The sequence below is a fragment of the Rhizobacter sp. AJA081-3 genome (assembly GCF_017795745.1).
Classification (GTDB): Bacteria; Pseudomonadota; Gammaproteobacteria; order Burkholderiales; family Burkholderiaceae_C; genus Piscinibacter.
This window is the reverse complement of sequence record NZ_CP059067.1, coordinates 1,538,573-1,561,718: the sequence shown is the minus strand read 5'-3', so window position 1 is coordinate 1,561,718 and position 23,146 is coordinate 1,538,573. Positions and strand designations below refer to the sequence as shown.

The 23,146-nt window shown below is 69.7% G+C and carries 20 protein-coding genes; 16 read left to right on the top strand and 4 right to left on the bottom strand.

Annotation, left to right across the window (positions count from 1 at the left end; translation table 11 throughout):
* Positions 1-30: 30 nt before the first annotated feature.
* Genes HZ992_RS07430 through HZ992_RS07420 form a run of 3 tightly spaced genes read left to right on the top strand, consistent with a single transcriptional unit; the run spans position 31 to position 3,117 of the window.
* Positions 31-1,017, top strand: coding sequence for a P1 family peptidase (locus HZ992_RS07430; protein WP_209386029.1), 987 nt, complete (start codon positions 31-33; stop codon positions 1,015-1,017).
* Positions 1,014-2,393 carry an alpha/beta fold hydrolase gene (locus tag HZ992_RS07425; protein ID WP_209386028.1) on the top strand — a complete coding sequence of 460 codons (1,380 nt, stop codon included), beginning with the start codon at positions 1,014-1,016 and terminating at the stop codon, positions 2,391-2,393. Before HZ992_RS07430 ends, HZ992_RS07425 begins: the two co-directional genes overlap by 4 nt.
* Before the next feature lie 4 nt (positions 2,394-2,397).
* Entirely contained in the window at positions 2,398-3,117 is a 720-nt protein-coding gene (locus tag HZ992_RS07420; protein ID WP_209386027.1) for a pseudouridine synthase, read from the top strand.
* Here HZ992_RS07420 and HZ992_RS07415 read toward each other — a convergent pair.
* The gene (locus HZ992_RS07415; RefSeq protein ID WP_209386026.1) at positions 3,083-3,424 is read right to left on the bottom strand and encodes a c-type cytochrome; all 342 of its coding nucleotides are present in this window, start codon (positions 3,422-3,424) and stop codon (positions 3,083-3,085) included. The two genes, HZ992_RS07420 and HZ992_RS07415, sit on opposite strands and share 35 nt — an antisense overlap.
* On the bottom strand, positions 3,421-5,118 hold the full coding sequence (locus tag HZ992_RS07410; protein WP_209386025.1) for a PQQ-dependent dehydrogenase, methanol/ethanol family: 1,698 nt from the start codon (positions 5,116-5,118) through the stop codon (positions 3,421-3,423). Before HZ992_RS07410 ends, HZ992_RS07415 begins: the two co-directional genes overlap by 4 nt.
* Before the next feature lie 161 nt (positions 5,119-5,279).
* On the opposite strand from HZ992_RS07410, the gene HZ992_RS07405 reads away from it, so the two are divergent.
* The 4 genes from HZ992_RS07405 to lspA all read left to right on the top strand — a co-directional run bounded on the left by HZ992_RS07405 (position 5,280) and on the right by lspA (position 10,927).
* Positions 5,280-6,443, top strand: a complete 1,164-nt coding sequence (locus tag HZ992_RS07405) for a GAF domain-containing protein (RefSeq protein ID WP_209386024.1) — start codon at positions 5,280-5,282, stop codon at positions 6,441-6,443.
* 32 nt (positions 6,444-6,475) lie between these two features.
* Positions 6,476-7,510 carry a bifunctional riboflavin kinase/FAD synthetase gene (locus tag HZ992_RS07400; RefSeq protein WP_209386023.1) on the top strand — a complete coding sequence of 345 codons (1,035 nt, stop codon included), beginning with the start codon at positions 6,476-6,478 and terminating at the stop codon, positions 7,508-7,510.
* 85 nt (positions 7,511-7,595) lie between these two features.
* The gene (gene ileS, locus HZ992_RS07395; protein WP_209386022.1) at positions 7,596-10,436 is read left to right on the top strand and encodes an isoleucine--tRNA ligase; all 2,841 of its coding nucleotides are present in this window, start codon (positions 7,596-7,598) and stop codon (positions 10,434-10,436) included.
* A 2-nt stretch (positions 10,437-10,438) separates the two neighbouring features.
* Entirely contained in the window at positions 10,439-10,927 is a 489-nt protein-coding gene (gene lspA, locus HZ992_RS07390; RefSeq protein ID WP_209386021.1) for a signal peptidase II, read from the top strand.
* 14 nt (positions 10,928-10,941) lie between these two features.
* Here lspA and HZ992_RS07385 read toward each other — a convergent pair whose 3' ends face one another.
* A complete protein-coding gene (locus tag HZ992_RS07385) occupies positions 10,942-11,832 on the bottom strand; it encodes a DUF4399 domain-containing protein (RefSeq protein WP_209386020.1) in 891 nt (296 codons plus the stop codon).
* Positions 11,833-11,923: 91 nt separating this feature from the next.
* Here HZ992_RS07385 and HZ992_RS07380 point away from each other — a divergent pair, with 91 nt between their 5' ends.
* The 3 genes from HZ992_RS07380 to HZ992_RS07370 all read left to right on the top strand — a co-directional run bounded on the left by HZ992_RS07380 (position 11,924) and on the right by HZ992_RS07370 (position 15,015).
* Positions 11,924-13,621 (top strand): ABC1 kinase family protein, encoded by a 1,698-nt coding sequence (locus tag HZ992_RS07380; protein WP_209386019.1) that lies wholly within the window; start codon positions 11,924-11,926, stop codon positions 13,619-13,621.
* Positions 13,622-13,684: 63 nt separating this feature from the next.
* Complete coding sequence (locus HZ992_RS07375; protein ID WP_209386018.1) at positions 13,685-14,461, top strand: DUF2189 domain-containing protein; 777 nt, start codon at positions 13,685-13,687, stop codon at positions 14,459-14,461.
* Between the two features lie 119 nt (positions 14,462-14,580).
* On the top strand, positions 14,581-15,015 hold the full coding sequence (locus HZ992_RS07370) for a hypothetical protein (protein WP_209386017.1): 435 nt from the start codon (positions 14,581-14,583) through the stop codon (positions 15,013-15,015).
* 49 nt (positions 15,016-15,064) lie between these two features.
* Here the strand turns inward: HZ992_RS07370 and HZ992_RS07365 are convergent, their stop codons facing one another.
* Positions 15,065-15,688 carry a L,D-transpeptidase gene (locus HZ992_RS07365; protein ID WP_209386016.1) on the bottom strand — a complete coding sequence of 208 codons (624 nt, stop codon included), beginning with the start codon at positions 15,686-15,688 and terminating at the stop codon, positions 15,065-15,067.
* Positions 15,689-15,959: 271 nt separating this feature from the next.
* Here HZ992_RS07365 and HZ992_RS07360 point away from each other — a divergent pair, with 271 nt between their 5' ends.
* From HZ992_RS07360 to HZ992_RS07335, 6 genes are all read left to right on the top strand, one after another.
* Entirely contained in the window at positions 15,960-16,994 is a 1,035-nt protein-coding gene (locus tag HZ992_RS07360) for a LacI family DNA-binding transcriptional regulator (protein ID WP_245213385.1), read from the top strand.
* Between the two features lie 7 nt (positions 16,995-17,001).
* On the top strand, positions 17,002-18,456 hold the full coding sequence (gene xylB, locus HZ992_RS07355) for a xylulokinase (protein ID WP_209386014.1): 1,455 nt from the start codon (positions 17,002-17,004) through the stop codon (positions 18,454-18,456).
* A 16-nt stretch (positions 18,457-18,472) separates the two neighbouring features.
* Positions 18,473-19,834 carry a xylose isomerase gene (xylA, locus tag HZ992_RS07350; protein ID WP_209386013.1) on the top strand — a complete coding sequence of 454 codons (1,362 nt, stop codon included), beginning with the start codon at positions 18,473-18,475 and terminating at the stop codon, positions 19,832-19,834.
* A 142-nt stretch (positions 19,835-19,976) separates the two neighbouring features.
* Positions 19,977-21,014 (top strand): D-xylose ABC transporter substrate-binding protein, encoded by a 1,038-nt coding sequence (xylF, locus tag HZ992_RS07345; RefSeq protein ID WP_209386012.1) that lies wholly within the window; start codon positions 19,977-19,979, stop codon positions 21,012-21,014.
* Positions 21,015-21,145: 131 nt separating this feature from the next.
* Positions 21,146-22,351 (top strand): sugar ABC transporter permease, encoded by a 1,206-nt coding sequence (locus HZ992_RS07340; protein WP_209386011.1) that lies wholly within the window; start codon positions 21,146-21,148, stop codon positions 22,349-22,351.
* A gap of 11 nt (positions 22,352-22,362) precedes the next feature.
* Positions 22,363-23,145, top strand: a complete 783-nt coding sequence (locus HZ992_RS07335; protein ID WP_209387080.1) for an ATP-binding cassette domain-containing protein — start codon at positions 22,363-22,365, stop codon at positions 23,143-23,145.
* The last annotated feature ends 1 nt before the right edge of the window (position 23,146 follow it).

Genomic DNA, 23,146 nt, shown 5'->3' with positions numbered 1-23,146 from the left:
GGCGAGCGGCCTGCCGGCTACCATGCCGGCATGACTGATTCGATCGTCGACGTGGCCGGCCTGCGCGTCGGCCACTTTACCGACACGCGCCGCCCCACCGGCTGCACGGTGGTGCTGGTGCCCGATGGCGCGGTGTGCGGTGTCGACGTGCGCGGCGCCGCGCCCGGCACGCGCGAAACCGAGCTGCTCTCGCCACTGAACGCCGTCGAGCAGGTGCATGCCGTGCTGCTGGCCGGCGGCAGCGCCTTCGGGCTGGATGCCGCTGGCGGCGTGATGCGCTGGCTGGAGGAGCGTGGCGTCGGCGTGCAGGTCGGCCCGGCCCGGGTACCGATCGTGCCAGCGGCGATCCTGTTCGACCTGTGGGTCGGTGATGCGAGCATCCGCCCCGATGCCGCGTCGGGCCACGCGGCCTGCGCCGCGGCATCGCGCGACACACCCGCCCAGGGCAACGTCGGCGCTGGCGCCGGCGCGAGCGTGGGCAAGCTGTTCGGCATCGAGCGTGCGATGAAGGGCGGCATCGGCAGCGCCTCGGTCACGGTCGGCGGTGTCACCGTCGGTGCGCTCGTCGCGGTCAATGCACTCGGCGACGTGATCGACCCGGCCACCGGGCAACCGATCGCCGGCGCACGCACGATGGATGGTCGAGGGTTGCAGGGCACGATGGCCAGCCTGCTGCGCGGCGAACTGCCCGTCCCCTTCCAGCCCGGCAGCGCCACCACCATCGGCGTGGTCGCCACCGACGCGCAGCTCACCAAAGCACAGGCCAACAAGATCGCGCAGATGTCCCACGACGGCCTGGCGCGAAGCATCAACCCGGTGCACACCATGGGCGACGGCGATGCGCTCTTCGCGCTGGGCACCGGCGCCTCGGGCCGCACGGCCAGCACCACGCTGCTCGGTGCGCTGGCCGCGGAAGTGACCGCGCGCGCTGTGGTCAACGCCGTGCGCGAAGCCCGATGCCTGGCCGGCCCGGGCCTGCCCGAGCTTCCCTCCCTCCACGAGTTGCAAGTCTCATGACGCTGACCACCCTCACCCGCCGCGCATTGCTGCTCCTGACGACCGCCTGGCTGTCCGCCTGCGCACTCAAGCCGGCCGATACGCTGCCGCCCCCCATCGTGTTCGTGCATGGCAACGGCGACAACGCCTCGATGTGGCTGACCACCGTGTGGCGCTTCGAATCGAACGGCTGGCCGCGCGACCGCCTGGTCGCGCTGGACATGCCCTACCCGCTGGCGCGCGATGCCGACGACAAGCCGCAGGCCGGGCGCAGTTCGGCCGACGAGCAGATGAAGTTCCTCGCCGACGAGGTCGACCGCGTGCTCGCGCGCACCGGCGCCTCGAAGGTCGTGCTGATGGGCGCCTCGCGCGGCGGCATCACGATCCGCCACTACATCGCCCACGGCGGCGGCGCCGCCAAGGTGTCGCATGCCGTCCTCGGCGGCACGCCGAACCACGGCGTGTGGTCGAACCCGAAGTTCCTGCCGAACAGCGAGTTCAACGGCGCCGGCCCCCTGCTGACCCGGCTGAACAATCAGGGCGGCCCGGGTATCGAGCTCACGCCCGGCGTGAAGTGGATGACGATCCGCTCCGACAGCAACGACAAGTACGCGCAGCCCGACGGCCTGTGGATCGGCGCCAAGGGCACGCCGACGAACGTGGGCTTCGACGGTCCCGAGCTGAAGGGCGCCGAGAACGTGGTGATCGCCGGCATCGACCACCGCGAGACGGCCTGCGGGCCGCTCGCCTTTGCCGCCGCCTACCGCTTCCTGACCGGCCGCGCACCGGTGGTCATCGCCGCCGCCATCGAGTCGCGCGTGGTGCTCGACGGCAAGGTGAGCGGGCTGGGCGTGGACAACAAGCCGGGCAGCGGCAACGCGGCGAACAACCTGGCGCTCGCCGGCGCCACGGTTGAGGTCTACGCCACCGATGCCGCCAGCGGCGAGCGGTTCGGCCCGGCGCTGCATCGCAAGGCCATCGGTGCCGACGGACTCTGGGGCCCGCTGGCGGTGAACAGCAAGACCGCGCTCGAGTTCGTCGTCAGCGCCGACGGGTACGCGACCACGCATGTGTACCGCGCACCCTTCCCGCGCTCATCGACGTTGGTGAACCTGCGCGCGGAGCGCATTGCCGACGCCGACCGCGATGCGCCGGCGATGGTGGCGCTGACGCGCCCGCGCGGCTACTTCGGCATCCCGCGCGACGAGATCATGCTCGACGGCAAGAGCCCGCCGGCCGGCATCGCGCCGGGGGTGGCGGGCGTCTCGCTGGTCAAGGCGCGGCTGGCCGACGCCGTCCCGCGCAGCGTGGCAGCGGCCTTCAACGGTGAGCGCCTCGTCGGGCGCAGCTGGCCAACAGCGGGCAACCATGTCGTGCTGCTCGAGCTCAACGATTGAGGCCATGCATCTCGCGCAAGTGCTGTTCTCCCAGGGTTTCGGTTCACGTCGCGAGTGCGAGGGGCTGATCGCCTCGGGTTTCGTGAGCCTGGCCGGCCAGGTCTGCGACAACCCCTGGCACGAGGTCGACCCCGTGGGCCTGGAGTTCGGCGTGCAGGGCCAGCGCTGGCCGTACCACGAGAAGGCGCTGGTGATGCTGAACAAGCCCGCCGGCTACGAGTGCTCGCAGAAGCCCAAGCACCATCCGAGCGTGATGAGCCTGCTGCCCGCGCCGCTGCGCCGCCGCGGCCTGCAGCCGGTGGGCCGGCTCGACGAGGACACCACCGGATTGCTTCTGCTCACCGACGACGGCAGCCTCATCCACCGCCTCACCTCGCCCAAGCACCACGTGCCCAAACTGTACGAGGTGCAGTGCAAGCACGAGGTGGACTCGAAGCAGATCGCCGCGCTGCTGGCCGGCGTGGTGCTCGACGACGACCCGAAGCCGGTGAAGGCCGCCGCCTGCGAAGCCGCCGGCGCGCAGGGCATCCGCCTCACGCTCACTGAAGGCAAGTACCACCAGGTCAAGCGCATGGTGGCCGCCGTCGGCAACCGCGTCGAAGGCTTGCACCGCAGCAGCTTCGGCGCGCTCGTGCTGCCGGCCGACCTGGCGCCGGGTCAATGGCGCTGGGTCGACGGCCCGCAGGCCCTCACTTCGGCGCTGCCGCCGCTTTCCAGCCGTTGACCGAGCCGATGTAGGCCCACAGCAGGTCCAATTGCTCGGGCTTGAGCGTGCCGGCCCAGGCGGGCATCGCGTTCTTGCCGTGCATCACCGAGCGCACGAAGCGCGCCTTGTCGTGCTCGGGGAAGGTGCGCAGGTCGAAGCCGATGCCGTTGGTGGCCAGGTTCAGACCATGGCAGCGCTGGCAGGAGTAGACGTAGATCTTCCGGCCGGCCTCCGCCGGATCCGGCGGAGCGGCCTCCTGCGCGCTCGCCGCCGCTCCAGAAGCGGCGAGCACGAAGGCGAGCACGAGGCGCCCTCGACCGTTCATTTCCTCGACGGCAGCGCGAAGGTCCACACCGAGCCGCCGGCCGGCACGTTGGCCAGGTCGGGGTCGCCGGCCAGCGCGCCGTACACCTGCGCCGCGCCGCTGAGCACGGTGATGTACTCGCGGCCGTTCTTCTCCCACGCGATCGGCAGGCCGGAAATGCCCGAGCCGGTCTGGAAGGACCACAGCTTCTTGCCCGTCTTCGAATCGAAGGCGAGGAACTGTCCGGTCTGCGAACCGGTGAACACCACCCCCGAGGCGGTGGAGAGCACGCCGGCCCAGAACGGCGACTTGTTGCGCACCGTCCAGACCGGCTTGGCCGCCACCGGGTCCCAGGCGACGAGTGCGCCGCGGTTGCCGTCGGACGGATCGACGAAGCCGCCGAGCTCCAGACCGAGGTACCAGTTCGGGCCGCCCGGGCGCTCCTGCTTGACGTACTTGACCTTCATGCCCAGGTCGATGGAGTTCAGGAACACCAGCTTGCGGCCCGGGTCGTAACTCATCGGCATCCAGTTCTTGCCACCGAAGGCGCTCGGCCAGACCTCGATGAAGTCTTTCATCTCTTCGGTCTTGCGCACCATCGCCGTCATCGCCGTGTCGATCGGCCGGCCGCTGGCCTTGTCGATGCCACTGGCCCAGTTGACCTTGCGCGCGAACTGCGTGCCCGAGATCAGCTTGCCATTGGTTCGGTCGATCACGTAGAAGAAGCCGTTGCGGTTGGCCTGCATCAGCACCTTGGTGGTCTTGCCGGCGATGGGCAGGTCCGCCAGCACCAGCTCGTTGACGCCGTCGTAGTCGTAGGGGTCGCCGGGCGAGAACTGGTAGTGCCAGACGACCTCGCCGGTGGAGGGCTTGAGTGCCAGCACCGAGCCGATGTAGAGCGAATCGCCGCCGCGTGCCGCCGCGTTCCACGGGCCGCCGTTGCCCACGCCCCAGTAGACGAGGTTGAGCTCGGGGTCGTAGCTGCCGGTCAGCCAGGTCGGCGCGCCGCCGGTCTTGTGGGCCTCGCCCTTCCAGGTGTCGCCGCCGGGTTCGCCGGGGGCGGCGGTGGTCCAGCGGTGCCACTTCTTCTCGCCAGTCTTCAGGTCCCAGCCGTCGAGGAAACCGCGCGAGCCGTATTCGCCGCCGGAAATGCCGGTGATCAGCACGCCGTCGGCGATCAGCGGCGCGTGGGTCATCGAATAGCCGTCCTTGTACTCGGCGGCCTTCTGCTTCCACAGCACCTTGCCATCGGTCATCGAGATCGCCATCACGTGCGCGTCGATGGTGGTGCGATAGAGCACACCGTTCAATGCCGCCATGCCGCGCGTGTGGATGCCGCAGCACAGGTAGCCGGCGATGTCGTTGGGCAGCTCGATGGCCACCTTCCACTTCTGCCGGCCGGTGAGCGCGTCGATCGCGAGCGTGTGGGTGTGCGAGGCGACGTACATGACGCCGTCGATCACCAGCGGCTGGTTGGACGCGTTGGTCGAGTTGTCCAGGCTCAGGTTCCACACCGGCGCGAGGTTCTTCGCGTTGGCTGGCGTGATCTGCTTGAGCGGCGTGTGGCGTTGCAGCGACCAGCCCATGCCGTAGGTGGTGACGTCGCCCGGCGTGGCGGCATCGTTGCGCAGGTCGGCGGTGCTCTGCGCCGAAACGGCCGCTGCCGCAAATGACAGCGCCGTCGCGGCCAGGCCGCGTGCGAACTTCAGGTCCATCGTGTCTCCTCGTTGGTCCTTGTGTCAGGACGGGCCAGACGATAGAGCGATGTCAAAGCCGCGGCCACTTCGGGAGTAACCCTAGGCCCGGGCTGTTCCGTTGCGAGACAGCTTGCCGCACGGGCCCGGGGCGCCGCACACTCGCCGCCCGGAGACCCGACATGAGCACCGGCAACAGCCTGCCCGCCAACCCTTTCTATGCCTCGCCCGAGCAGCGTGTCGCGCTCGCGCGGCAGCGCTTCTTCGAGGATGGCGTGCGGCCCTCGGGCATGGTCAGCGAGGCGGTCATCCAGTCGTGGTCGCGCTGCCTGCGCTCGCACCCCGACCCGGCGCGGCCGGCGGTGTTCGAGCCCGTCACGGCCAGCCGCATGCATGGCGCGCTGCGCAGCAACCGCGCCCTGCTCGAGGCTGCGGCCGACGAGATGGAGCGCCTGCGCGTGACTCTCGCCGGCACCAGCGGCACGGCCATGCTCACCGATGCGCAGGGCGTGATCATCGGCAGCACCTTCACGCAGGCGCGCAGCCATGAACGGCTGATGCCCATCACCACGCGCATCGGCGTGAACCTCGCCGAAGAGGTGGTCGGCACCAACGCGCCGGGCATCACCGCTCGCACCGGCCAACCGAGCGTGGTGCAGGGCAGCGAGCACTTCTTCGGCAACGTGCAGATCATGCATTGCGCCGCCGCGCCGATCCGCGACGTGCGCGGCCAGCTGGCCGGCGTGCTGGACCTGTCCAGCGAAGGCATTCCGTTCGGCTTCGACGCCGCTTCGGTGGTGGCGCACTACGCCGCCGAGATCGAGAACCGACTGCTGTGCGCACAGTCCACCGAGCACCTGGTGGTGCGCATGCAGATCTCGCCGGCCCTGCTCGACACGCCGATGGCGGCGCTGGTGGGCGTGACCGGCGACGGCCGCATCGACTGGCTCAACGGCGTCGCCGCGCGGCTGCTCGGCCTGACGGCGCCGCTCGGCCAGCGCGGCGCGGCCTGGGTGGAAGACTGCTTTGGCGTGCCGCTGGCCACGCTGACCGCCCTGTCCACGCGCCGCGAGGCGCAGATGCTGCACCTGCCCAACGGCCTGACGCTGTGGCTGCGCTGCCAGTGGCGGTCGCCCGATGGCCACCACGAACTTCACGCCGCCCGCCCGGCACCCAGCGCGCCCGCCCCGGCGCCCGTGCCGCCGCCGGCCACACTGCGCGAGACCGAGCGCCAGACCGTCGTGCGCGTGCTCGCCGAATGCAGCGGCAACGTGTCGAAGGCGGCGCGCAGCCTGGGCGTGTCGCGCGGACTGATCTACCGGAACCTGCGCGAACCGGAGGCCTGAAGCCCGCGGCGACGCCACGGGATAATGCCGCGATGCGAGTCTTCCGCGGCTTCCACCATCCCGGCATCGCGCGCGCCTGCGCGCTGACCATCGGCAACTTCGACGGCGTGCACCGCGGCCACCAGGCCATGCTGGCGCTGCTGCGCAACGAGGCCCAGCACCGCGGCCTGCCCTCGTGCGCAATGACCTTCGAGCCGCACCCGCGCGACTACTTCGCTGCGCTGGCCGGCAAGCCCGAGCTGGCGCCCTCGCGCATCGCCACGCTGCGCGACAAGCTCGGCGAGCTCGAGCGCTGCGGCATCGACCAGACCGTGGTGCTGCGCTTCGACCAGCGCTTTGCCGCGCAGACGCCGCAGGCCTTCATCGACGACGTGCTGGTGCATGGCCTGGGCGCGAAGTACGTGCTGGTCGGCGACGACTTCCGCTTCGGCGCGCGGCGCGCCGGCGACTACGCGATGCTCGACGCCGCCGGCCAGGCCGCCGGCTTCGACGTGGCGCGCATGAACAGCTACGAGGTGCACGGCCTGCGCGTGTCGAGCTCGGCGGTGCGCGATGCGCTCGCCGCGGGCGACATGGCCCGCGTCGCCACGCTGCTCGGCCGTCCGTACTCGATGAGCGGCCACGTCGTGCACGGCAAGAAGCTGGGCCGCAGCCTGGGCCAGAGCGCGCCGGGCCTGGGCGACGGTTTCCGCACGCTGAACCTGCGCTTCTCGCACCCGAAGCCGGCGGCGCTCGGCATCTTCGCGGTGCGTGTGCACGGCCTGGCCGACGGTCCGCTGGACGGCGTGGCCAGCCTGGGCAAGCGCCCCACGGTGGACGACAGCGGCCGCGTGCTGCTGGAGGTCTATTGCCTGGACTGGCCGGCCGCCCTGGGCGCCGAGGGGGGCTACGGTAAAATCATCCGCGTGGAACTGCTGCACAAACTGCGCGACGAAGCCCGCTACGACGGGCTGGAGGCGTTGACGGCCGCCATCCGCAAGGATGTGGACGACGCGCGGGCCTTTCTGGCGGCGCATGCCGCCACCTACGTGAAGACCGGCCGGCAGACGACGCGCGACCGAATTTAGCGCGGCCGCCGCCTGCTGCCCCCGGCGCGGACTCCGCTGCCGCCATCCCTCTTCCGGCGCGTCTCCGATGGAGCGCGTTTCCGACATGAACGACACCGCCAAAGTCGACTACCGCTCGACGCTGAACCTGCCCGACACACCCTTCCCGATGCGCGGCGACCTGCCCAAGCGCGAGCCGGGCTGGGTCAAGGACTGGGACGAACAAGGCGTCTACAAGCAGCTTCGCGATGCGCGCCACGGCGCGCCGCTGTTCGTGCTGCACGATGGCCCGCCCTATGCCAACGGCGCCATCCACATGGGCCACGCCGTCAACAAGGTGCTCAAGGACATGATCGTCAAGGCGCGCCAGCTCAAGGGCTTCGACGCGCAGTACGTGCCGGGCTGGGACTGCCACGGCCTGCCGATCGAGAACGCGATCGAGAAGAAGCACGGCCGCAACCTCAGCCGCGACGACATGCAGGCGAAGAGCCGCGCCTACGCGACCGAGCAGATCGCGCAGCAGATGGTCGACTTCAAGCGCCTGGGCGTGCTCGGTGACTGGGCCGACCGCTACGCGACGATGGACCCGAAGAATGAGGCCGGCGAGATCCGCGCCTTCAAGCGCGTGGTCGAGCGCGGCTTCGTCTACCGCGGCCTGAAGCCCGTCTACTGGTGCTTCGACTGCGGCAGCTCGCTGGCCGAGTTCGAGATCGAGTACGCCGACAAGAAGAGCCAGACGCTGGACGTCGGCTTCCTGTGCGCCGAGCCGGACCGGCTGGCCAGCGCCTTCGGCCTGACGGCGCTCGCCAAGGACGCCTTCGCGGTGATCTGGACCACCACCGCCTGGACCATCCCCGCCAACCAGGCGCTGAACCTGAACCCGACGCTCGAGTACTCGCTGGTCGACACCGAGCGCGGCCTGCTGGTGCTCGCCGCCTCGCTGGTCGAGAAGTGCATGGTGCGCTATGGCCTCACCGGCACGGTGGTGGCCACGGTGCTGGGCGAGAAGCTCGGCGGCATCCACTTCCGCCACCCGCTGGCCCACGTCGACGCCGGCTACGACCGCCTCAGCCCGGTCTATCTGGCCGACTACGCCACGGCCGACGACGGCACCGGCCTCGTGCACTCGTCGCCGGCCTACGGCCTGGACGACTTCAACTCCTGCGTCACGCACGGGATGACGTACGACGACATCCTCAACCCGGTGCAGGGCAACGGCAGCTACGCGGCCGACTTCCCGCTCTTCGGCGGCCAGAACATCTGGAAGGCCGTGCCGGTGATCATCGACACGCTGAAGAGCGCGGGGCGACTGTTCGCCACCGAGACGATCACGCACAGCTACCCGCATTGCTGGCGCCACAAGAGCCCGGTGATCTACCGCGCCGCGGCGCAGTGGTTCATCCGCATGGACGCGGGCGAAGGCGTGTTCACGAAAGACAAGGCGCCACGCACGCTGCGCCAGCTGGCGCTGGACGCGATCGACCAGACCGGCTTCTACCCGGAGAACGGCCGCGCCCGCCTGCGCGACATGATCGCCAACCGGCCCGACTGGTGCATCAGCCGCCAGCGCAGCTGGGGCGTGCCGCTGCCCTTCTTCCTGCACAAGGACACGGGCGAGCTGCACCCGCGCACGATGGAGATCCTCGACCAGGCCGCGACCATCGTCGAGCAGGGCGGCATCGAGGCCTGGAGCCGCGCCACCGCCGAGCAGATCCTCGGCGCGACCGATGCACCGCACTACACGAAGAGCAGCGACATCCTCGAGGTGTGGTTCGACTCCGGCTCCACTTTCGAGCACGTGCTGCGCAAGCAGCACCCGCAGGGCCACCACCACCAAGGCCCCGAGGCCGACCTCTACCTCGAAGGTCACGACCAGCACCGCGGCTGGTTCCACAGCTCGCTGCTGCTCGCCTGTGCGCTGTACGACCGCGCGCCCTACCGCGGCCTGCTCACGCACGGCTTCACGGTCGACAGCCAGGGCCGCAAGATGAGCAAGTCGCTCGGCAACGGCATCGAGCCGCAGGCCGTGAGCCAGAAGCTGGGCGCCGAGATCATCCGCCTGTGGGTGGCGGCCAGCGATTACTCGGGCGACATCGCCGGCGACGACAAGATCCTCGCCCGCGTCGTCGACGCCTACCGCCGCATCCGCAACACGCTGCGTTTCCTGCTCGCCAACACCAGCGACTTCGATGCGGCGAAAGATGCCGTGGCGCCGGCCGAGATGCTGGAGATCGACCGCTGGGCGCTGTCGCGCGCGGCGCAATTCCAGGCCGAGGTGCTGGCGCACTACGAGGTCTACGAATTCCACCCGGTGGTGGCCAAGCTTCAGGTGTTCTGCTCGGAAGACCTCGGCGCCTTCTACCTCGACGTGCTGAAGGATCGCCTGTACACCACCGCGCCGAAGTCGCTCGCGCGGCGCTCGGCGCAGACGGCCTTGTGGCAGATCACGCACGCCATGCTGCGCTGGATGGCGCCCTTCCTCAGCTTCACCGCCGAAGAAGCGTGGAAGGTGTTCGCGCCGGAGAAGTCGTCCTCGATCTTCGCCGAGACCTACTGGGCCTTCCCCGCCCCTGACGAGGCGCTGCTCGCGAAGTGGACGCGCATTCGCGAGATCCGCGACCTGGCCAACAAGGAGATCGAGGCGGTGCGCACTGCGGGCCTCGTCGGCTCCTCGCTGCAGGCGAACCTGAAGATCACCGCCGGCGCTGCCGACCACGCGCTGCTCGCCGCGCTGGGCGACGACCTGCGCTTCGTCACCATCACCTCGGCGGCGACGCTGATCGCCGGCACCGAACTGGCCGTCGCGGTGGCGCCCTCGACGGCGCAGAAGTGCGACCGCTGCTGGCACTGGCGCGACGACGTCGGCCACGACCCGGCGCACCCGGCGATCTGCGGCCGCTGCACGAGCAACCTCTTCGGCAGCGGCGAAGCCCGCAAGGTGGCCTGAGCATGGCCTTCAAGAACTCCGGCAATTCGCTGCTGCCGTGGCTGGGTCTCGCGCTGGCCGTCATTCTCCTGGACCAGTTCACCAAGACGCTGATCCTGGGCTACTTCCAGCTCGGCGACAGCCGCACCGTCACCTCGTTCTTCAACGTCGTGCGGGTGCACAACACCGGCGCGGCGTTCTCGTTCCTGGCCGGCGCCTCGGGCTGGCAGCGCTGGTTCTTCGTCGGGCTGGGCGTGGCGGCGGCCGGCTTCATCGTCTGGATGCTGCGCGGCCACGGCGCGCAGAAGATGTTCTCGCTGGCGCTGTCGCTGATCCTCGGCGGCGCGCTGGGCAACGTGATCGACCGGCTGCTGCACGGCTACGTGGTCGACTTCATCCAGGTGCACTACGGCGGCTGGTACTTCCCGTCGTTCAACGTCGCCGACAGCGCCATCACGGTCGGCGCGGTGCTGCTGATCCTCGACGAACTGCTGCGCGTGAAGCGCAGCTGAGGCCCGCCCGGCGGCTACAGCCGTTCCTGCGCCGTCACCACCACGCCCTGCTCGTGGGGCGGCAGCAGATCTCGCTGGGTCTTCCCGTCGACGAAGCGCAAGCGGATCTGGTAGCTGCCCGCCGGCACGAACACGTTCGCCTGCGTCGCGCCGTTCGAGAGATCGAGTGCCTGAACGACACGACCGTCGCGCAGCACGTCGAGCATGAAGTGGCCGGTGCGATCCGCCGTCTGGCCCTTGGCGCAGACACCGAAACCCTCGACGCCGAACTGCAGGGTGAACGGGCTGACCAGGGCTTCACCATCGCGCACATTGGTCACCGTCACCCACTCGCCCGGCCCGCGTGGGCGCGCCACCTCGTCCTGATACCACGACGCGCAGCTCGCCTCGAAACTGGCCGGGTCGATCTTCAGCGGCTCGGCGCTTCGCTTGCCGGTCACCTCGACACTGATCTCCGGGCTGAAGACGAAATAGGGTCGGTGCTCGTGGTCGGCAAACAGCAGCCGCAGCGTGTGCTTGCCCGGCGGCAGGTCGAGCACGGCGAAGGTCTGGCCCTTGCCGAAGTGGCGGTGGCCGTCATTGAAGGGCAGATTCTCGCTCACCGACGGCGGCATGCGCGTGTTGACGAGGATGTGGTGGTGCCCCGTGCCCTGCAGCGCCTTGCCTGCCGGCACCACGCCCATGCCCTTGATGCCGAACTCGACCAGGAACGGGCTGCGCACGCGGTAGCCGTTGCGCAGGTTGGTGAAGCTCACCGCCGTCAGCTCCTTCAAGTCCAGCCGCGTGCGTTCACGCGTGTAGCGCTGCCAGCAGGCGCGCTCGGCATCGGTCCGGGGCAGGGGTGCCGCCTCGGCCGAGGTGGCGAGGCAGGCGGCAAGCAGGCAGACGAATCGAGTCGGATGCATGGACTTCATTTTTGTATCACGAGCGATTCCCTCACGTTGGGCTATCCCACGTCAATCCCTCGCGGGAGGTGTCCGGGCCATACTTCGTGACATGCTGATCGAGACGCTGGGGGCGGCCCGCGACCTGGGGCGACTGAACGAGATTGCTGGCGTGCTGGTGCGCCACGGCTTCGGCGACACGGTGCACCGGCTCGGCCTGGCCGACGCACTGGAGCGCGCCGGCCACGCCCTGCGCCGCGACCATGCCGCCGATCTGGCGCGGCTCGAACCGCCCGTGCAGACGCGCCTGGCCATCGAGGAGCTCGGCCCCACCTTCGTGAAGCTGGGTCAGATCCTCGCCGGCCGCGCCGACCTGTTCGGCCCCGACTGGATCGCCGAGTTCGCGCAACTGCACAGCCACGTGCCGGCGGTCCCGATCGACGACCTGCGTGCACAACTTCGCGAGGACCTCGGTGACGAGCCCGAAGCGGTGTTCGAGCGCTTCGACCTCGAGCCGCTGGCGGCCGCCTCCATCGCGCAGGTGCACCGTGCCCGCACCAAGGCGGGCCACGAGGTGATCGTGAAGATCCGCCGGCCCGGCATCCGCGAGATCATCGAGGCCGACCTGCGCCTGCTCGACCGCGTGGCTGCGGTGGCCGAGTCCGAACTGCCTGCCTTGCAGCCCTATCGCCCGCGGCAGCTGGTGCGCGAACTGGCGCGCTCGCTGCAGCGCGAACTCGATCTCGCCGCCGAATGCCACAACGCCGAGCGCATCGCCGGCAACCTGGCGGTGCTGCCGCACGTGCTGATCCCGAAGGTGCACTGGGAGTACACCCACGAGCGCATCAACGTGCAGGCGTTCATCGACGGCATCCCGGGCAGCGATCTCGACCGCGTCTCGGCGCAGGGTCTGGACCGGCTGCTGCTCGCGCGCCGCGGCGCGCAGGCGGTGCTGAAGATGATCGTCGAGGATGGCTTCTTCCACGCCGACCCGCACCCGGGCAACGTCTTCTACCTGCGCGGCAACCGCATCGCCTTCATCGATTTCGGCATGGTCGGGCGGCTCAGCGCGCGGCGCCGCGAGGAGCTGCTGCAGTTGCTGCTCGGCCTCGTCGAGCGCGAGCCGCAGGCCGTGGCCGACGTGCTGCTCGACTGGACGGGTGACGGGCACGGCGCCAACCTGAGCGTGCTGGAGGGCGAGATCGAGGCCTTCGTCGACCAGTACCACGGCACGCCACTGGCCGACCTGCACCTGGGCCAGATGCTGGCCGACGTGACGACCATCCTGCGAGAGCACCGCCTGGCCTTGCCCTCCGACCTGGCACTGCTCATCAAGGCCTTCATCTCGCTCGAAGGCATGGGCCGCGGGCTCGACCCCGGCTTCCACATGGCCACCGAAGCACTGCCCATCCTGCGCCAGGTGATGCGGGCGCGCTACCAGCCCAAGGCCCTGGGCAAGCGCGCCTGGCAGACGCTTCGCCGTGGCCTGGCGGTGGCCGAGCAGATCCCGCACGACGTGTCGCGCGCGCTGCGCAACCTGCGCCGCGGGCGCATGCAGCTGCACATCGACCTCGCCCACCTCAAGCGCGTGGGCGACCAGCTCGACCGCGCGGCCAACCGCCTGTCGCTCGCGCTGGTGATCGCCGCGCTGATCATCGGCTCGTCGATCGTCATGACGGTCAGCGGCGGGCCCACGCTGTTCGGCCTGCCGGCCTTCGGCTTCCTCGGCTTCTGCGGCGCGGTGCTGGGCGGCGTGTGGCTGGTGCGCTCGATCTGGCGCAGTACGCACCGGCGCGATGGCGACGAGTAGGCGCGCTCCTACTAGGGCGCGCCCGCTTGCGCCGCGCGATTGCCGCACGTCAAATCCGTGCGCATGGAAGACGCCGCGAAAGACCATGCCCCCTCGGCTCTTGACCTGCCGCTGAACACGCTGGCCTGGGGCGACCCGCTGCGCTGGCTGACGCAGGGCTGGCACGACTTCCAGCGTGCGCCGCTGATCGGTGTCTTCTACGGTGGCTGCTTCGCCGCCATGGGCTGGATGCTGCTGGCCATGTTCCAGCATGCGCCGGCCTGGGTGCTGGCGCTGTCTGCCGGCTTCCTGCTGGTGGGGCCCTTCCTGTGCCTGGGCCTGTACGACGTCAGCCGCAAGATCGAGTCCGGCGAGCGCCCGAACCTCGGCGCCTCGCTGACTGCCTGGGACACGCGCACTGGCACCATGGCCATCTTCGGCGGCGTGCTCCTCATCCTCGAGATGCTGTGGGGTCGCGCCTCGCTGATCGTGTTCGCGGTCAGCTTCGACGGCATGCCCGACTTCAAGGGCTCGCTGCTCGCGCTGCTCGACCCCGAGAACATCGGCTTCATCGTCGCCTACCTGGCGGTGGGCGCCGTGTTCGCCGGGCTGATCTTCGCGATCAGCGTGGTCTCGATGCCGATGATCCTCGACCGGTCGGTGGACGCCGTGACCGCCGCGCTGACCAGCCTGCGCCTGTGCCTGACGCAGCCCGGCGTGATGCTGCTGTGGGGCGCGCTGATCACGCTGCTGGTGGTGCTGGCCATGCTGCCGGGATTCCTCGGCCTGCTGGTGATCGGGCCGGTGGTCGGGCACGCCTCCTGGCATGCCTACCGCAGCGCGGTCGGCCACGTGGGCTGACGTTTTCCGTCAGTGCCCGCGTAACCATTCGCTGCCCGCGCGGCGGGTGTGACATCCGCCCCCCCGTTGGTTCGGCGCCGCGCGCACATTCGCTTCGTCCACCCCGACGGAGCGCCGCGATGAGATTCCCCCTGGTCACCCTGCTCGCCGCCGGCGCACTGCTGTGCAGCGCGCTGCCCGCGACGGCTGCCGCACCTGCCGTGGCCCAGAAGGTGTCGATGGCCGCCGACGCCAAGTCGTACCGAAAGGACGGCGCACGCCACATCTACGCGGCCTACAAGGACCAGATCTACAAGGGCAAGCTGCCGCCGCTGATCCACGCCATCGTGGTCGTCGAGGTCGAGGTCGATGCCGCCGGCAACGTGCGCGACATCAACATGATCCGCGTGCCGACCCACGCGCCCGACGTCACCGAGCGGGTACGCCAGATGCTGCACAGTGTCTCGCCGATGCCGGCACCCAAGCGCATGGGCAGCACCAAGTACCTCGACATCTGGCTGGTCGACAAGAGCGGCCGCTTCCAGCTCGACACGCTGACCGAAGGCCAGCGCTGAGCCGCCGAAGCGAAGTGCCTCTGAAAGTGCGCAGCGCAGGCGGCTCGGCTCAGGGAGCGCGCACGTCCGGCCGCAGCGCGCTGAACATGTCGTTCACCGGGCGAGTTTCCGGCAGCACGTAGACCACGCCACGCCGCCGGCCCAGGCCCGGCGCGACGACTTCCTCGTAGAACGCCACCGGCACGACGATGCAGCCCAGCGAGATGCGGTGCTCACTGGCGAGAGCCGAGGTCAGCCGCTGCGCCCGACGCTGCGCGGGCGGCGCAGGCCGCAACCGATGGATGGCCAGCGCGGCGTCGTAGTCGACCCAGACGATCGCTTCGCCGCGGTCGTTGCGGCCGGGCTCGGAGGCGAATCGCCCGGCCGGCGTGGTGCGCTCATCGACGCCCAGGCTGGACGGCGGCCGCCGCGCGATGTCCGGCGCCGCCGCGTCGCCCGGCGTGCTGCCCAGCAGCACCGCCGAGGCGCCGATCAGGCGGCCTTCTCCGTCGAAGACATGGATGCGCGCAGCCTTCTTGTCGACAATCGCGAAAGGCCGGCCCTGGTGATCCGCATGGTCGAGCACCCACGCTGCGGCGTATCGCGCATCGTCCGACACGGCCGGCTCGACGGCAACGGTCGCGGCCTGCGCAGCCGCCAGACACCCGCACCACATGGCCGCTACGACCAGCATCCTGCCCTGCACTGCCGCGACTCCCGCACAACGAGAAGAGCGGATCTTCGGGCCGGCACGGCCGCCCCGCCGCGTAACGAAACTGCCCGGCGTGCATAGATCACGCGCAGCGTCGATGTCGCCTGGCGCAGACGCTGCCCAAGCGCGCCGGAGCAGCCGCCATCGATCGAGCTCCTGGTGGTCGTTTCGGGCTACGCCCCCGGGAAAGCCATGAGTGTTTGACGCGCCCGATGAGTTGCGCACCTCATTTTCACTCATTAGCATGCGCGGCATGGATGCCATCGTCCGCGCCAGCCTTCTAGACGTCGCCCGCGTGGCGGGCGTGAGCCTGGCCACCGTCGATCGCGTGCTGCACGGCCGCGCCGGGGTGCGCGAGCGCACCGTCGAGCGCGTCAACGCGGCCGTGCAGCAGCTCGGCTACCGGCCCGACCCGGCCGCAGCGCGGCTGGCGCGCAACCGCAGCGTGCGCCTGGCCTTCGTGCTTCCCTCGGGCACCAACAGCTTCGTGACCCTGCTCAACCAGCAGGTGCAGGCCATGGCGCCCTGGCTGGCCGAGCAGCGCGCCGCCGCCGCGGTGCAGGCCGTCGACGTGTTCTCGCCGCAGGCGCTGGCGCAGCACCTTCACGGACTTCAGGGTCAGTTCGACGCGGTGATCGTGATGGCGCTCGACCACCCGCAGGTACGCGCCGCCATCGACGACCTGGTGGCACACGGCACCGAAGTGGTCACGCTGGTGTCCGACGTGCCGAGCTCGAAACGCGCGCACTTTGTGGGCATAGACAACGTGGCCGCCGGGCGCACCGCCGGCACGCTGCTGGGGCGCTTCATCGGGCCGCGCGAGGGCCGCGTCGGCCTGGTGTTGGGCAGCCGCGCGCTGCGCGACCATGCCGAGCGCCTGTTCGGCTTCGAGCAGGTGATGGCCGCCGAGCACCCGCACCTGAAGCTGTTGCCGCCGATCGAGGGCCACGATCTGTCGGACCGCACCGAGCCGCTGGTGGCGAAGCTGCTCAAGCGCGAGCCCACCCTGGCCGGCCTGTACAGCATCGGCGCCGGCAACCGCGGGATCCAGGCCGCGCTGACGGCCAGCGGCCGCGCCGATCATGTCGTGTGGGTCTGCCACGAACTCACGCCGCATTCGCGCCGCGCCCTGCTCGACGGCGTGGCCGATGCCGTCATCAACCAGGACGCCGGCCATGAGGTGCGCTCTGCATGCCGCCTCGCGCTGGCCCGCCTGTCGGGGGAGCGGGTGCTGCACGACCAGGAACGCATCCGAATCGACATCTTCCTGAAGGACAACCTGCCGTGAGCCCGACATGATCACGCTGGGCATCGACATCGGCACCTCGAGCGTGAAGGTCGCGCTGCTGGGCGATGACGACCACGTCATTGCGCACAGCAGCCAGCCGCTGCACGTGAGCCGGCCGCACACCGGCTTCAGCGAGCAGGCACCGGAAGACTGGTGGCAGGCCACCTGCGCCGGCCTCGACGATCTGAAAGCGCAGCACCCGGCCGAGCTGGCCGAGACCACGGCGATCGGCCTGTCCGGCCAGATGCACGGCGCCACGCTGCTCGACGCCGCCGGCGAGGTGCTGCGGCCCTGCATCCTGTGGAACGACGGCCGCAGCGAGGCCGAATGCGCCGAGCTGGAACGCGACTGGCCGGTGCTGCGCCAGGTCACCGGCAACATCGCCATGCCCGGCTTCACGGCGCCCAAGCTGCTGTGGGTGCGCAAGCACGAACCACAGATCTTCGCGCGCACGGCCAAGGTGCTGCTGCCCAAGGCCTACCTGCGCTGGCGGCTGGCGGGTGAGTATGCGGAAGACATGTCCGACGCCTCGGGCACGCTGTGGCTGGACGTCGGCGCGCGCCGCTGGTCCGAGGCCGCGCTGGCGGCCTGCGGCTTGCGCATCGACCAGATGCCGCGCCTCGTGGAGGGCAGCGAGCCCGCCGGCCAGCTGCGCCCCGAGCTCGTGTCGCGCTGGGGCTTTCGCCGCGCACCGATCCTCGCCGGCGGTGCCGGCGACAACGCCGCCGGCGCGGTCGGCGTGGGCGCGGTGCACCCCGGCGATGCCTTCGTGTCGCTGGGCACATCGGGGGTGTTGTGGGCCACCACGGCGAGCTTCGCCCCCAACCCGGCGCGCGCGGTACACGCCTTCTGCCATGCCGTACCGAACACCTGGCACCAGATGGGCGTGCTGCTGTCGGCCGCGTCCAGCCTGGCCTGGTGGGCCTCGGTGGCCGGGCGCAGCGAATCCGAGCTGCTGGCCGAACTCGACACCGGATCCGAAGGTGCCAGCCCGGTGTGGTTCGCGCCCTACCTGTCGGGCGAGCGCACGCCGCACAACGACGCCCGCGTGCGCGGCGGCTTTCTGGGCCTGGCCGCCGACACGACGCGGGCGCACATGACACGCGCCGTGCTCGAAGGCGTGGCCTATGCGATGCACGACGCGCAGCAGTCGCTGGCCGGCGCCGGCACGGTGCTCACCGAGGCCGCGTTGATCGGCGGCGGAGCACGCTCGCCGGTCTGGGCACAGATCCTCGCCGACGTGCTCGGCATGACGCTGCACCAGGTGGCCGAGAGCGAGATCGGCTGCGCACTCGGCGCCGCGCGGCTGGCACGCATGGCGGCCGGCGAAGGCATCGCCGTGGCCCGACCCGCGACGCGGCTGCGCAGCTTCCAGCCGCGACCCGGCCAGGTGTCGCTTCACGCCCAGCGGCATGCCCACTGGCAACGTCTTTACCCGCTCGCACGCGACTTCGCGCGCTGAACCCCGGAGAGTTTCCATGAAGAAGACCAAGACAAGTGCCACGCCTTCGGGCGGCAGGTTTTTCACACTCAAGGAGCCGCTACGCTTCGAAGGCACGCGCTTCAAGCCCAGCGCGAAGCGCCCGATGGGCTACCGCTGGTACGACCCCGACCGCAAGGTACTGGGCAAGCGCATGGAAGACCAGCTGCGCTTCGCCGTGTGCTACTGGCACAGCTTCGTGTGGGAAGGCGGCGACGCGTTCGGTGGCGAGACCTTCAAGCGCCCCTGGCACGCCGCCGGCGGCGACCCGATGGCGCAGGCGCATTTGAAGGCCGACACTGCCTTCGAACTGTTCCGCCTGCTGCGCGCGCCCTACTTCACCTTCCACGACCGCGACATCGCCCCCGAAGGCGCGACGCTGCGCGAATCGAACCTGAACGTGCGCCGCATCGGCGAAGTGTTCGAGAAGAAGATGGCAGCCACCGGCGTCAAGCTGCTGTGGGGCACGGCCAACCTGTTCTCGAATCGCCGCTACATGGCCGGAGCCGCCACCAATCCCGACCCCGAGGTGTTCGCCTACGCGGCCGCGCAGGTGAAGAACGTGCTCGAGCTGACGCACGAACTCAAGGGCACGAACTACGTGCTCTGGGGCGGACGCGAAGGGTACGAGACGCTGCTCAACACCGACCTGAAGCGCGAGCTGGCGCAGATGGGGCGCTTCCTCACCATGGTGGTCGAGCACAAGCACAAGATCGGCTTCAAGGGCACCATCCTGATCGAGCCCAAGCCGGCCGAGCCGACCAAGCACCAGTACGACTACGACGTCGCCACCGTCTACGGCTTCCTCAAGGCCCACGGCCTGGAAAAGGAGGTCAAGGTCAACATCGAGCAGAACCATGCGCTGCTCGCCGGCCACACCTTCGAGCACGAGATCGCGCTGGCGCAGGCGCTGGGCATCTTCGGCTCGATCGACATGAACCGCGGCGACGAGATGCTCGGCTGGGACACCGACCAGTTCCCCAACGACCTGTCGCAGGTGGCGCTGGCGCTGTATCACATCCACCAGGGCGGCGGCTTCGGCACCGGCGGCCTGAACTTCGATGCCAAGCTGCGCCGCCAGTCGATCGACCCCGACGACCTGATCGCCGCCCATGCCGGCGCCATGGACCTGAGCGCCCGCGCGCTGCTGGTGGCCGAGAAGATGATCGAGGACGGCGCTCTCGCCGCGCAGCTGAACCAGCGCTACGCCGGCTGGGACGGCAAGCTGGGCAAGGGGATCCTGTCGGGCAAGCAGTCGCTGGACGATCTGGCCCGGCTGGTCGCCGCGGCGGACCTCGAGCCGCAGCCGCGTTCGGGCCGGCAGGAGCAGCTGGAAGCTCTGGTCAACACCTATCTGTGAGGCGCACAGGATCGCCACACTCACCCTTTCTCACGCCGGCATGGCTCGCCCTGGTGCGAGCAGCGTCCCGCCGATGCCGGCCCGAAGCGATCTCGCGATCGTTCAGCTCACCCAGGCGGGCGCCAGCCAACAAGGAGACAACATGAAACTCAGGACAATCTTCGCAGCAACCCTGGTCGCCACCGGCGCCCTCACCCTGACCCAGGCCGCGCGTGCCGCCGGCGAGACCGTCGGCGTGTCGTGGTCCAACTTCCAGGAGGAGCGCTGGAAGACCGACGAGGCCGCCATCAAGGCCGCACTCGAGAAGGCGGGCCTGAAGTACATCAGCGCCGACGCGGCCGGTTCCGCCGAGAAGCAGGCGGCGGACGTCGAGAGCCTGATCACCAAGGGCGCCAAGGCGCTGATCATCCTCGCCTGGGACCAGGACGCGATCCTGCCCTCGGTGCAGAAGGCCAAGCAGCGCGGCATCCCCGTCATCGCCTATGACCGCTTGATCCAGGACAAGGACGTCACCTACTTGACCTTCAACAACGTCGAGGTCGGCCGCATGCAGGCGCGCGAGGTGTTCAAGGTCCAGCCCAAGGGCAACTACGTCTTCATCAAGGGCGCGGCGACCGACCCGAATGCCGACTTCCTGCGCGGCGGCCAGCAGGAGGTGCTCGACGCGGCGATCAAGAAGGGCGACATCAAGAACGTCGGCGAGCAGTACACCGACGGCTGGGCGCCCGAGAACGCACAGAAGAACATGGAGCAGATCCTGACCAAGACCGGCGGCAAGGTCGATGCGGTCGTGGCCTCCAACGACGGCACCGCTGGTGGCGTGGTCGCGGCCCTGAAGGCGCACAACATGGTCGGCATCCCGGTGTCGGGCCAGGACGGCGACAAGGCCGCGCTGAACCGCGTCGCGCGCGGCGAGCAGACGGTGTCGGTGTGGAAGGACTCGCGCGAACTCGGCAAGGTGGCCGGCGAAGTCGCCGCCGCGCTGGTGGCCAAGAAGAAGCCCGCCAACACGACCATCTTCAAGGACGGCAGCAAGAAGATCCCGCAGCAGGCCATCCTGCTCGCCCCCGTGCCGATCACCAAGGCCAACCTGAAGACGGTCATCGACGCCAAGTGGATCTCGAAGGACGAGCTCTGCGCCGGTGTCGACAAAGCCAAGGCACCTGCCGCCTGCAAGTAGCAGCCGCGCTGGAAGCCCGGCGGACGGGCTCCAGCGGGCGGTCGCGCAGGCGTGACGCGCGGCCGCCCATCCTGGCCAAGCCGGCCGGCCGACGTGCCGGCTGTCCTGGCCGCAACTCCTGAGGAGTCGAGATGCTCTCGGGTCTGCTTGCGCGCTTGCGCCTCGATCCCCGGCTGTCGTCGATGGTCGCGGCGCTGATCGTCATCGCGATCGTGCTGAACGTCCTGACCGACGGTCTGTTTCTCTCCGCGGAGAATCTCTACAACCTGTCGATCCAGACCTGCGTCATCGCGGTGATGGCCTGCGGCATGGTCTACGTGATCGTCGCGCGGCAGATCGACCTGTCGGTCGGGTCCCTGCTGGCCTTCAGCGGCATGGCTGCGGCCTGGGTCCAGACGCGCGCCTTTCCGCCGGACTCGACCACCGGCTGGATCGCGAGCATCGGCGTCGCGCTGTTGCTGGGCGCCGCCGTCGGTGCCGTGCAGGGCGCGCTGGTCGCGAAGATGCGCATCCCGGCCTTCATCGTCACGCTGGCCGGCTACCTGATGTTCCGCGGCGCCGCCTTCCTCGTCAGCGACGGCCAGACGCTGGCGCCGCTGCACCCGACCTACCAGGCGCTCGGCGGCGGGGTCGATGGCGCGATCGGCGTCACCGCCAGCATCGTGCTCGGTCTGCTCGCCGCGGTCTGGGTCGTCTGGCACGCGTGGACCGGACGGCGCGATCAGCGGCGCTACGGCATCGAGCCGGCGCCGATCTGGGTCGACGCGCTGAAGAGCGCACTGATGTGCGCCGCGATCGCCGGCTTCATCTGGACGATGTGCCTGGCACCGGACTTCACCAACGTCGACGCAGCCGGCGAGCCCCGGGGCCGGGGCATCGGCATCCCGGTGCTGATCCTGCTGGCCATCGTCGTGTTCATGACCTTCGTCGCGCAGCGCACGCGCTACGGCCGCTACGTGTTCGCCTACGGCGGCAACCCCGAGGCGGCGCTGCTCTCCGGCCTGCCGACGACCTGGCTCGTCTGGTCGCTGTTCATCCTCACCGGCGTTCTCGCGGCGATCGCGTCGGTGATCACGACGGCCCGCCTGGGTTCAGGCGCGAATTCGATCGGCCAGCTGGCCGAGCTCTACGTCATCTCCGCGGCCGTGATCGGCGGCACCTCGTTTGCCGGCGGCACTGGCTCCGTTCCCGGCGCGGTGCTCGGCGCGCTGCTCATCCAGACGCTCGACAACGGCATGGTGCTGCTCGACGTCTCCAGCCCGATGCGGCAGATCTTCATCGGCATCGTGCTGATCGTGTCGGTGTGGTTCGACGTCGTCTACCAGAAGAAGGCCTGACCATGAGCCCGATGGAACAAGCTCCGGCCGTCGAGGCGCCCTCGGACCGCGAGGCCTTCGTGCGCATGCGGCAGATCGTCAAGCGCTTCGGCGGCCTGGTCGCGGTTAACCACGTCGACCTCGACCTCTATGCCGGCGAATGCGTCGGCGTGCTGGGCCACAACGGCGCCGGCAAGACGGTGCTGATCAAGGTGCTGTCGGGCGTCTACGTGCCCGACGAAGGCTCGATCGAGGTGCACGGCAAGCCGGTGAGCTTCCGCACCCCGCACGACGCGCAGGCCGCCGGCATCGAGACGATCCACCAGTCGCTGGCGCTGGCCGACAACCTCGACGGGCCCGGCAACCTGTTCCTCGGCCGCGAACTGCTGACGCCCTGGCGCACGCTCGACAGCCGGCGCATGGAGTACGAGGCCGGCAACGTCATCAAGCGCCTGAACCCGAACTTCAAGAACATCCTCGACCCGGTGCTGCGCATGTCCGGCGGCCAGCGCCAGTCGGTGGCGATCGCGCGTGCGCTGTACTTCAACGCGCGCATCCTGATCATGGACGAGCCCTGCGCGGCGCTAGGCCCCGCCGAGACGCGCATGGTGCTCGAGACGATCAAGCGCCTGAAGGCCGAAGGCATCGGCATCTTCCTGATCAGCCACGAGATGCACGACGTGTTCGAGGTCTGCGACCGCGCCACTGTGATGAAGAACGGCAGCGTCGTCGGCATGGTGCACATGAAGGATGTGACGCAGGACGAGGTGCTGCAGATGATCATCCAGGGAAAGCGGCCTGCGTTGGCTGCCTGAC

Excerpts from the sequence above, each read along its gene's own strand:
- HZ992_RS07410 (WP_209386025.1), bottom strand. The coding sequence starts at position 5,118 with ATGGACCTGAAGTTCGCACGCGGCCTGGCCGCGACGGCGCTGTCATTT.
- HZ992_RS07365 (WP_209386016.1), bottom strand. The coding sequence starts at position 15,688 with ATGCTGGTCGTAGCGGCCATGTGGTGCGGGTGTCTGGCGGCTGCGCAG.
- HZ992_RS07400 (WP_209386023.1), top strand. The coding sequence starts at position 6,476 with ATGCGAGTCTTCCGCGGCTTCCACCATCCCGGCATCGCGCGCGCCTGC.
- HZ992_RS07335 (WP_209387080.1), top strand. The coding sequence starts at position 22,363 with ATGGAACAAGCTCCGGCCGTCGAGGCGCCCTCGGACCGCGAGGCCTTC.
- xylA (WP_209386013.1), top strand. The coding sequence starts at position 18,473 with ATGAAGAAGACCAAGACAAGTGCCACGCCTTCGGGCGGCAGGTTTTTC.
- HZ992_RS07415 (WP_209386026.1), bottom strand. The coding sequence starts at position 3,424 with ATGAACGGTCGAGGGCGCCTCGTGCTCGCCTTCGTGCTCGCCGCTTCT.
- ileS (WP_209386022.1), top strand. The coding sequence starts at position 7,596 with ATGAACGACACCGCCAAAGTCGACTACCGCTCGACGCTGAACCTGCCC.
- HZ992_RS07375 (WP_209386018.1), top strand. The coding sequence starts at position 13,685 with ATGGAAGACGCCGCGAAAGACCATGCCCCCTCGGCTCTTGACCTGCCG.
- HZ992_RS07380 (WP_209386019.1), top strand. The coding sequence starts at position 11,924 with ATGCTGATCGAGACGCTGGGGGCGGCCCGCGACCTGGGGCGACTGAAC.
- HZ992_RS07430 (WP_209386029.1), top strand. The coding sequence starts at position 31 with ATGACTGATTCGATCGTCGACGTGGCCGGCCTGCGCGTCGGCCACTTT.
- HZ992_RS07425 (WP_209386028.1), top strand. The coding sequence starts at position 1,014 with ATGACGCTGACCACCCTCACCCGCCGCGCATTGCTGCTCCTGACGACC.
- HZ992_RS07370 (WP_209386017.1), top strand. The coding sequence starts at position 14,581 with ATGAGATTCCCCCTGGTCACCCTGCTCGCCGCCGGCGCACTGCTGTGC.
- HZ992_RS07405 (WP_209386024.1), top strand. The coding sequence starts at position 5,280 with ATGAGCACCGGCAACAGCCTGCCCGCCAACCCTTTCTATGCCTCGCCC.
- HZ992_RS07420 (WP_209386027.1), top strand. The coding sequence starts at position 2,398 with ATGCATCTCGCGCAAGTGCTGTTCTCCCAGGGTTTCGGTTCACGTCGC.
- xylF (WP_209386012.1), top strand. The coding sequence starts at position 19,977 with ATGAAACTCAGGACAATCTTCGCAGCAACCCTGGTCGCCACCGGCGCC.
- HZ992_RS07340 (WP_209386011.1), top strand. The coding sequence starts at position 21,146 with ATGCTCTCGGGTCTGCTTGCGCGCTTGCGCCTCGATCCCCGGCTGTCG.
- HZ992_RS07360 (WP_245213385.1), top strand. The coding sequence starts at position 15,960 with ATGGATGCCATCGTCCGCGCCAGCCTTCTAGACGTCGCCCGCGTGGCG.
- HZ992_RS07385 (WP_209386020.1), bottom strand. The coding sequence starts at position 11,832 with ATGCATCCGACTCGATTCGTCTGCCTGCTTGCCGCCTGCCTCGCCACC.
- xylB (WP_209386014.1), top strand. The coding sequence starts at position 17,002 with ATGATCACGCTGGGCATCGACATCGGCACCTCGAGCGTGAAGGTCGCG.
- lspA (WP_209386021.1), top strand. The coding sequence starts at position 10,439 with ATGGCCTTCAAGAACTCCGGCAATTCGCTGCTGCCGTGGCTGGGTCTC.